Below are 8888 nucleotides of genomic sequence, written 5' to 3'. Positions count from 1 at the left end.
CATCTTTTAAAATGGAATTATGCAATTCCATCTATTATCCGGTATTAGCACCGATTTCTCGATGTTATCCCAGTCTACAGGGCAGGTTGCCCACGTGTTACTCACCCGTCCGCCGCTAACATCAGGGAGCAAGCTCCCATCAGTCCGCTCGACTTGCATGTATTAGGCACGCCGCCAGCGTTCGTCCTGAGCCAGGATCAAACTCTCCATAAAAGTGTTTGATATAGCTCAAAAATAATTCATTGACGAGATATTACTATCTCTTTAATTCGCTTGGCTTTTTCTTGTTCAGTTTTCAAAGAGCTACGGTGTCAGACACCTTGTGTCTAACAGCGACTTGAATATCATAACAAGTTTCAACTTCAACGTCAACCCTTTTTTCAAAAAAACATTTTATTGCCGTTGGTTGCTTTGTTATGACAACGAAAATAATCATACCAAGATTCCAATAAGAAAGCAATAGATTTTGCCCATGAAATCTTTTCCACCTTAATACAAAATGAAAAAAGAGGGTCCCTTCAAAAAGGTCCCTCTTTTCTTTTAATCCAACATATTATTTTGTTAGGAATGCTAAGTATAGAGCAAAGATAACAAATAATACGTACATAATCGGATGAACATCTTTTGCTTTTCCTTTAACAATCATTGTAATCGGATATAAGATAAATCCTAACGCAATTCCGTTTGCAATGCTATATGTTAATGGCATTGTGACAACTGTGACAAATGCCGGCACAGCAATCTCGAATTTTTTCCAATCAATTAATCCAAGTGACGATGCCATCAAAATCCCAACTACAATTAATGCTGCTGCTGTAACTTGACTTGTTACGACAGCTAATAAAGGTGAAAAGAATAATGCGAATAAGAATAGTACTCCTGTTACTAATGAAGCAAAACCGGTACGACCACCAGCTGCCACCCCAGCTGAAGACTCAATATATGCAGTTGTTGTAGATGTTCCTAAAATAGCACCAATGGAAGTGGCACTAGAGTCTGCTAATAACGCCCGATTTGCACGAGGTAATTTATTATTTTTCACAAACCCTGCTTGGTTCGATACAGCGTACAATGTTCCTGCCGTATCAAAGAAATCAACAAATAGGAAAGTTAAAATAACAACTAATAATTTCAATGTGAATACTTCTGACCAACCAACTTCACCAATATAAAAGAACGCTTGACCAAAAGTAGGACTTAAACTCGGAATCGAGCTTACAATTGCTGTAGGGCGTTCAATAACACCGAATATGACCCCAACAATCGAAGTAATAATCATTCCGTAAAAAATACCGCCTTTTACACCACGAACCATAAAGATAACCGTTATAATCACACCAAAGATAGCAAGCAATGTAGGCGCTTGAGTTAAGTCACCTAGTGTAACAGCAGTTGCTTCATAAGGAACAACAATTCCCGCTGCTTTTAATCCAATAAATGCGATAAATAATCCAATACCAGCTGCCGCTGCGTACTTTAACTCTGCTGGAATCGCATTAATAATAACCTCACGAAGACCAGTTAATGTAATAATAATAAAGATAATACCTGAAACAAAAACACCAAACAATGCAATTTGCCAATCAATCCCTAGACCAATAACAACAGAAAAAGCAAAAAAGGCGTTCAACCCCATACCTGGTGCTAATGCAATAGGATAGTTAGCTAATAATCCCATGATAATTGTACCGATAGCTGCTGCTAACGCAGTCGCAACAAATACTGCTTGTTGGTCCATCCCTGCGGCAGCTAAAATATCTGGGTTCACAAATAAAATATAAGCCATTGCTAAAAACGTAGTAATCCCTGCTACCGTTTCTTGGCGGTAACTTGTCCCTTGCTCTTTAAAACCGAAATAACGATCCATTGAAAACATACCCCCTACTTACTATTAATTTGTACAATGATTAGAACCAGATTCCAATTAGATCAAAAAAGCTCCAGGTAAATTCTACCTGAAGCTTTGACAACAAAAAATCTGGAAAGGTGAATGACTAAAATGGTGCGCACACTTTATCAAACACGACTCATCCCGATCTTTCGTAGTTAAGCTATTTACGGTAGCTTGGTAGAGACTCATGGGCCATATTCCCAAGATTATACGAAATTCGTTTATAATGAATACATGAAAAGTGTAGCAGTCACCGTTTTATCTGTCAATACAAAAACCGAACGTTTCAGAAAAAAAGTTTAAAAACATTCGTGATCATCCAGTTTACTCCCATTCAATCGTAGCTGGCGGTTTTGATGTAACATCATACACAACACGATTGACATGCTTTACTTCATTAACAATACGTGTTGAAATGATTTCTAATACATCATAAGGAATTCTAGCCCAGTCTGACGTCATGCCATCAATTGATGTAACAGCACGGATTCCGACTGTGTAGTCATATGTTCTTGCATCTCCCATAACCCCAACACTACGCATATTCGGGAGTGCTGTGAAATACTGCCAAATTTCACGATCAAGTCCAGCTTTCTTAATTTCTTCTCTTAAGATTGCATCTGATTCACGAACAATCTCTAGTTTTTCTTCTGTGATTTCACCTAACACACGAATACCAAGCCCAGGTCCTGGGAAAGGTTGTCTCCATACAATTTCATCCGGAATCCCGAGTTCAGATCCTAGTTTACGAACTTCATCTTTAAATAAAGTATTCAATGGTTCAATCAACTCAAACTTCATATCTTCTGGTAATCCACCAACATTATGGTGCGATTTAATTGTTTGTGCTGTTGCCGTACCACTTTCAACAATATCTGTATACAATGTTCCTTGAGCTAAAAAGTCCATATCCTGTAATTTTTCAGATTCCTCTTCAAACACATAAATAAATTCATTACCGATAATTTTTCGTTTTTGTTCTGGGTCTTCAACGCCTGCTAGCTTTGATAAGAAGCGTTCCTGAGCGTCAATTTTTATGACATTCATATTGAATCCTTCACTGAAGGTTTTCATGACACTATCCGCTTCCCCTTTGCGCAATAGACCATGATCTATAAACATACATGTTAATTGGTCGCCAATCGCTTTATGAATAAGAACAGCAACAACCGAAGAATCAACGCCACCACTTAAAGCACATAGGACTTTTTTGTCTCCTACTAGTTCTTTAATTTTCGCCATTTCAATGTCAATGAAGTTTTCCATTGACCAATCACCTTTACACTGACATACTTCATAAACAAAGTTTTTCAATAACTCATTTCCAAATTGTGAGTGGCGAACTTCTGGATGGAATTGAACACCATACATTTGTTTGGCCTCATTACTCATCCCTGCAACCGGACAAGACGGATTAAAAGCATCTACAACAAACCCTTCTGGTGGAGCGACAATTAGATCGCCATGACTCATCCACACAGGCTGTTCGATTGGAAGACCTTTATATAATTTGGATTGATTTTCAATTTTAATATTTGCTTTCCCATACTCTCTATGTTCAGCTGCTTCGACTTTTCCACCGAAATGCTGGGTCATGAGCTGCATTCCATAACAAATCCCTAGAATCGGAATACCTAACTCATAAATTTCCTCATCACATTTAGGTGCTCCTTCAACATATGCACTATTGGGACCACCTGAAAAAATAATACCCGTCGGATTCATTTCTTTAATTTCTTCAGCTGTAATCGTATTTGGATGCAATTCACTATATACACCTAAATCGCGGATTCTGCGTGCAATTAACTGATTGTATTGACCACCAAAGTCCAAAACAACAATCATTTCATTCACTTTTTCCATGTCATACTCCACCCTCATCTTTTTATTTACTGGTTTTTATATGTAAAGAAAAAGCTAGATTTATCTTTATAGCCTATAAAGGTATATAAAGGCAGAATCTAACTTTTTAAAACATTCCGCCTCCATAGTCAAACCATTTACGGTGGTTTGTAGAAACTCTTAGGCCCTATCCCTAAGAATATATGAAGGAATCTTTATTGACGTTTCTCGACATAAAATCTGAGATTCATTGTAACGTAACGCCTTCACTTGGTCAAGAACCGATTCGTCGCACAATCGTTTTCCACAGTCGCCTGCTCTCACTCCATAGTTTTTCAGAAGGAGCATTCCCATAACTAACTCTTTCATAGTTTGCCGTTAACGCCGTCATTTCATCCATGGAATACAAAGAGTCTACTCGTTTTGCATATTCTCTCATTGTTTCACCTTCATTTTTCTTCATTCCAACAAACTGTAAGAGCCATAACAATGTAGCATACGCATCATTAAACGTATCCTCTCCCTGTTTAGACTGATAACGAAACAACATATAGAAAATGATTATTTTTTTTCGGTTATAAAAGGCGATGAAAGCAAAAAGAGAAAGAACGCTTAGAGATACCAAAAGAGGAATAAGGCTAATTGATACACTTGCTCCTCCTCTACCCCCAAGTATTGGAGTTTGATTTTCGTCAACAGGAGCCATCACTTCTTCTACTTCTTCATCGTATCGCTCTTGCAACTGCTCAATATCAACATCAGCATCCCGAGATTCCCATTCACTCGTAAAGTCGATCGGTTGTTCAAATCCTCTCGTCGGCTCGAATGGAACCCAACCACTATCCGCAAAATACACTTCCACCCAGGAATGAGCGTTCGCATTTGTCACTTCATATTGATAAGAATCTTCCCCGACATATTCTAGTCGTTCACCTTGCGTAAAACCCTTTACCCAACGAGCAGGGATTCCAACCGAACGCAATAAAACGACCATGGAAGTTGAGAAATTATCACAATATCCACGTTGCGTCTCAAATAAAAATTGATCGACATAGTCTTCACCTGGCCCTGGAACAGCTACGAATCGTGTTTCATACTGAAAGCCAGCCATTGTAAAATATCGTTCAATTGTGCGAGCCTTGTCATAACGATTCTCTTGATTGGCTACAATTGTTTCCGCTAACGTAGTAACACGTTCTGGCAATGTTTCAGGTAATTGTAAATAATACTGCTTTATTTCTTCTGGGTCTTCTCCCGAGTCTTCTCGTAAAGCAGTTCTCGAATATTCTGGATAACCATATTCAATTTGATACAAAGGAAGCACAAACGAATTCATATCAATATCATATGAAAAGGCTTTTCCAGTAAATTGGTCAATATACACAGAAGGATTTTCTTCGGAGGAAACATTGGTCAGGTCCCCGGGGTAAAACAAATGGTCGAATTCATGATTTCCCGTCATCTCCACTTGTGCTTCTAGTGTTTCAACAGGAACTTGTGGTTCATAAAAATTAGATTGTTCACCTAAAATTTCAGGAGTTGTTTGTTCCCAACCTCTCCCGGTATAAAAATCTTTAGACTCCCCACGCCAATAATGTGGTTTCGATGCTGTAGCATAAAAGACTGGGGTTTCATCCATATCAAATCCCCCGCCTAACCTTTCATCATTTGTGCCATATCCGATCGTTTGTGCAGGACTTATAGCATTTGGATTAAGCCCAAAAGCCGATTTCATATAAGGAACAGGGTCGCCCCACTGCGGGTCAAACTTAGGTGCAGCATAACCTAACGAAGCCGACATCGATACAATCACAATCAGCGACACGACTAATCTTGCTGGCAATACTTTTGAATACGTACCCACTTTTTCACGTTCTATCACACGATACATCGTCAAAAGACCCAACAATAGAAAACCAAATAAAAACGTACGGACAATCGCAAAACCAGCATCATAAAGGGTAAACGTATCAATGAAAGTAATATAAATAATAGTGAAAACAAAAAACAGCAAGATTCGTTTTAATTGTGTTGTCCAATAAAAAATCAAATAACTCATAACAGCCAATAGGATAAAGAACAGTAAACTTCGAAAAATATCAGTTAATCCATTCCATTGTCCAGCTACCATAAGGGATAAATTATAAGTTACATCATCAAGGAATATCGAAAACCATCCTAATGATAGAAACATTTCAGAAAAAAACATGACGTGTAATCCATAACCTATAAAAAAACATTTCAACAAAAAGGAAAGCCATACACGCAACTGACAATAGGTAATAACAAAGAAAATGAATGTAAAGATAACAAAAATTGAGATATATCCTGTATCTGTTACATACGGCAACGGATACATCCATTCAAGGAAAAGTAGCAGACCTAGAACGTAAAGCCCAAAGCTGTTTCCTTGTCGATTTTGTTCATGCCTCATAGTTCACTCACCTGCTCATTTCTGAAATCAGTGTGTGTCGCCATAAATTGAAAAACACGGACACCATTCAATCTTATTTTTTCAATTCGATTCATTTCTTCTATATCCGATCGTTCTTGTTTAATTAAACAGACCATCACTTTCCCATTAACTGCCAATATTTGATTGATTAAATCACAAAGATGCAGCGTCAAAGAAACGGTAATAATCGTTGTTGCTGTCCCGCGCATCAACTCAACGATAGGCGTTATCGAAAAGAGAGCTTCGTTTTTAGGTGTCACCCTTGCAAGCTGGCGATAAAAATGTTGATACTGAGAATGTTGGTCGGACGGAGGTGTATATTGTCCTTGTTCATCAAAACCGATAAATCCAAGAGGCATTGATTTTTTATAATAAAAATTAACAATGGACGCACAAAGGACGACTGCCTGTTCAAATGCCTCAAGTTCTCCTTTTGAAGCAGTCGAGTAAAATGCAAGATTACTAGCTTGACCTTGGTAAGATTCAAATTCTTTTGTCATCAATTTATTACTACGTGCAGAATGCTTCCAGTCTATACTCGTCAGTCGGTCTCCCGGAATATAATTACGGATGCTAGAAATCGACAATTCTTCTTCAAACGATTCTTCAAAAGAAGATCCTTCTTCATTCCCTCGACTTGAAAACACCGTCCACCGATTTAATTTTTCATAACGAGGATATACGACCATCCTTGTTATTATTGGCAAGCGTTTCTTACGTTCAAAAAAACCAAATAAATCACCGACTACAACTTCTACTTCTTGAAAATCATGTTCTCCTCTAATTAATGAATATATATGATATTCAAACGTTAATGTTTTGTTAAAAGAGAAGAAAAAGAGTCCTCCATTGTCACTAATTTCCGCTCGACTTAATGACTTCGGAATAACATCTTGAACCCGAACATAGTAAAAGGGATGAAAAAAACGTTTTTTCATTCGAATTGTTACGTCAACACTATCCTCAGCCAATGCAACATCCGGTGTAATTTCTCTTTCCATTTTAATGGAACGAAACGATACAAAAATGACGCTACAAGAAAGCAAAGAAAGAACAAGCACACTATAAAACAAAAACCAACTTACAAATCCGCCTTGAAACATCGCATAGGCAAACACAAGCCCATTGACAATAAGTAACAACAGCGGTTTAATGTATGGCATCCAATTTGAAAAAGGAGATTTCATTTAAATGCCATCCTTTTTTACCATAGGAACCGATACTCTTTTCAGTACATCCTTTACAACAGACTCTTGCGTCGTATTTGAAAAGTTAATATCAGATTTCACAATAATACGATGTGACAATACATATGGGGCTAAATATTTTACATCATCAGGAATGACGTAATCTCGGTCTTCTAGAAAAGCATAAGCTTGAGCGACTTTCATTAATGCTATTGACCCACGCGGACTTACTCCTAAGCGTACAGCTTTATGGTCTCTTGTTTCATTCACAACATCTATGATATACGTTTTAACAAGGTCATCCACATAAACACGTTGTACAGCTTCTTGCATTTTCACTAAAGCCTCTAAATCTAAAATCGACTCTAATCTATCAATTGGATGGCTTTTTTCAACACGATGTAACACTTCAAGTTCATCTTCTCTTGTTGGATACCCAATTTTTAATTTTAACAAAAAACGATCTAACTGTGCTTCTGGCAACGGATAAGTTCCTGCATATTCAATTGGGTTCTGTGTCGCCATCACAAAAAACGGTTTTGATAACACCATCGTTTCCCCATCAATCGTTACCCTACCTTCCTCTAACGCTTCAAGCAAGGCTGCTTGCGTTTTCGGGGAAGTTCGGTTTATTTCATCAGCAAGGACAACATTTGCCATAATTGGACCAGGACGAAATTCAAAACTCAGAGTTTTTTGATTATAAATTGAAACGCCTGTCACATCAGACGGAAGCATATCCGGCGTAAACTGAATCCGTTTAAAGTCAGCTCCTAATGTCCTTGCTATTGCTTTCACTAACATCGTTTTTCCGACACCAGGTACATCTTCCAGTAAAACATGCCCCCCTGCTAACATCGCAGAAAGACTAAGTATAATTTCTTCTTTTTTTCCGACAACAACCTTTTCTACGTTCTCAATTGCCAATTGTAATCGCTCTTTAATCATGGACTGGTCCCTCCAACAACAGGTCTAGTTACTTATCTATCATATCATTAATCCTAGGTGGACAAGATTAAATTTGCATTACCAATTTCTATACAATTTCTTTATAATCCTTTTCGCCTATCTTATTTATGAAAAATAAAAGTTATCTTTTTTTATTTTCCAAGCTTTTCGCCTAATCATTGTAACTAGTGGTTACATACACTGTACTATCTAACGGAAGGAGGGAATGTTATGTACGGATATGGGTATGGCGCTCCTGTAGCTGGTTGCCCAGCACCAGTAGCTGGAGTTGGTCACGGCGGTGGATTCGCTTTAATTGTGGTGTTGTTTATTTTATTAATTATCGTTGGAGCTGCATTTGTAAAACCAGCAGCTGCAGCACCAGTAACACCTTGCTAATATAAATTTTAATTAAAAAAGCGCCCCACCCGGGTGCTTTTTTAATGTAAATAAAGATACACGGTCATTTCTTCAACTAAAAACTGGCAGCCAAAAAAAGCGCAACCATTCTCTCACTCCGCTCGTATTACATGTTAGAATATAAAAAGATAAAAAGAATGGAGGA

The 8888-nt window shown here is 37.8% G+C and carries 6 protein-coding genes, 1 rRNA gene and 2 riboswitches; of the genes, 1 reads left to right on the top strand and 6 read right to left on the bottom strand.

The annotated features are described in order from the left end of the window. The 6 genes from T323_RS0111340 to T323_RS0111310 form a co-directional block, all read right to left on the bottom strand. Window positions 1-213: ribosomal RNA gene (locus tag T323_RS0111340) — 16S ribosomal RNA — on the bottom strand; the annotation flags it as partial. 340 nt (window positions 214-553) lie between these two features. Then, the gene (locus T323_RS0111330; RefSeq protein WP_026673384.1) at window positions 554-1867 is read right to left on the bottom strand and encodes an NCS2 family permease; all 1314 of its coding nucleotides are present in this window, start codon (window positions 1865-1867) and stop codon (window positions 554-556) included. Window positions 1868-2023: 156 nt separating this feature from the next. Next, window positions 2024-2125, bottom strand: a riboswitch (purine riboswitch). A 90-nt stretch (window positions 2126-2215) separates the two neighbouring features. Further along, window positions 2216-3754 carry a glutamine-hydrolyzing GMP synthase gene (gene guaA, locus T323_RS0111325; RefSeq protein WP_026673383.1) on the bottom strand — a complete coding sequence of 513 codons (1539 nt, stop codon included), beginning with the start codon at window positions 3752-3754 and terminating at the stop codon, window positions 2216-2218. A 105-nt stretch (window positions 3755-3859) separates the two neighbouring features. After that, window positions 3860-3960, bottom strand: a riboswitch (purine riboswitch). A 47-nt stretch (window positions 3961-4007) separates the two neighbouring features. Next, a complete protein-coding gene (locus tag T323_RS0111320) occupies window positions 4008-6167 on the bottom strand; it encodes a DUF4129 domain-containing transglutaminase family protein (protein WP_026673382.1) in 2160 nt (719 codons plus the stop codon). Beyond that, window positions 6164-7375, bottom strand: a complete 1212-nt coding sequence (locus T323_RS27960) for a DUF58 domain-containing protein (protein WP_051556502.1) — start codon at window positions 7373-7375, stop codon at window positions 6164-6166. Before T323_RS27960 ends, T323_RS0111320 begins: the two co-directional genes overlap by 4 nt. Further along, window positions 7376-8323, bottom strand: coding sequence for an AAA family ATPase (locus tag T323_RS0111310; RefSeq protein WP_026673381.1), 948 nt, complete (start codon window positions 8321-8323; stop codon window positions 7376-7378). Window positions 8324-8554: 231 nt separating this feature from the next. On the opposite strand from T323_RS0111310, the gene T323_RS28395 reads away from it, so the two are divergent. Next, window positions 8555-8722, top strand: a complete 168-nt coding sequence (locus T323_RS28395) for a YjcZ family sporulation protein (protein WP_084309249.1) — start codon at window positions 8555-8557, stop codon at window positions 8720-8722. Window positions 8723-8888 lie beyond the last annotated feature (166 nt).

Origin of the sequence: Alkalihalobacillus bogoriensis ATCC BAA-922, from assembly GCF_000621445.1 — a bacterium.
Classification (GTDB): domain Bacteria; phylum Bacillota; class Bacilli; order Bacillales; family Bacillaceae_F; genus Bacillus_AO; species Bacillus_AO bogoriense.
The sequence above is the reverse complement of the archived record's forward strand: the minus strand, read 5'-3'. Positions and strand labels throughout refer to the sequence as shown.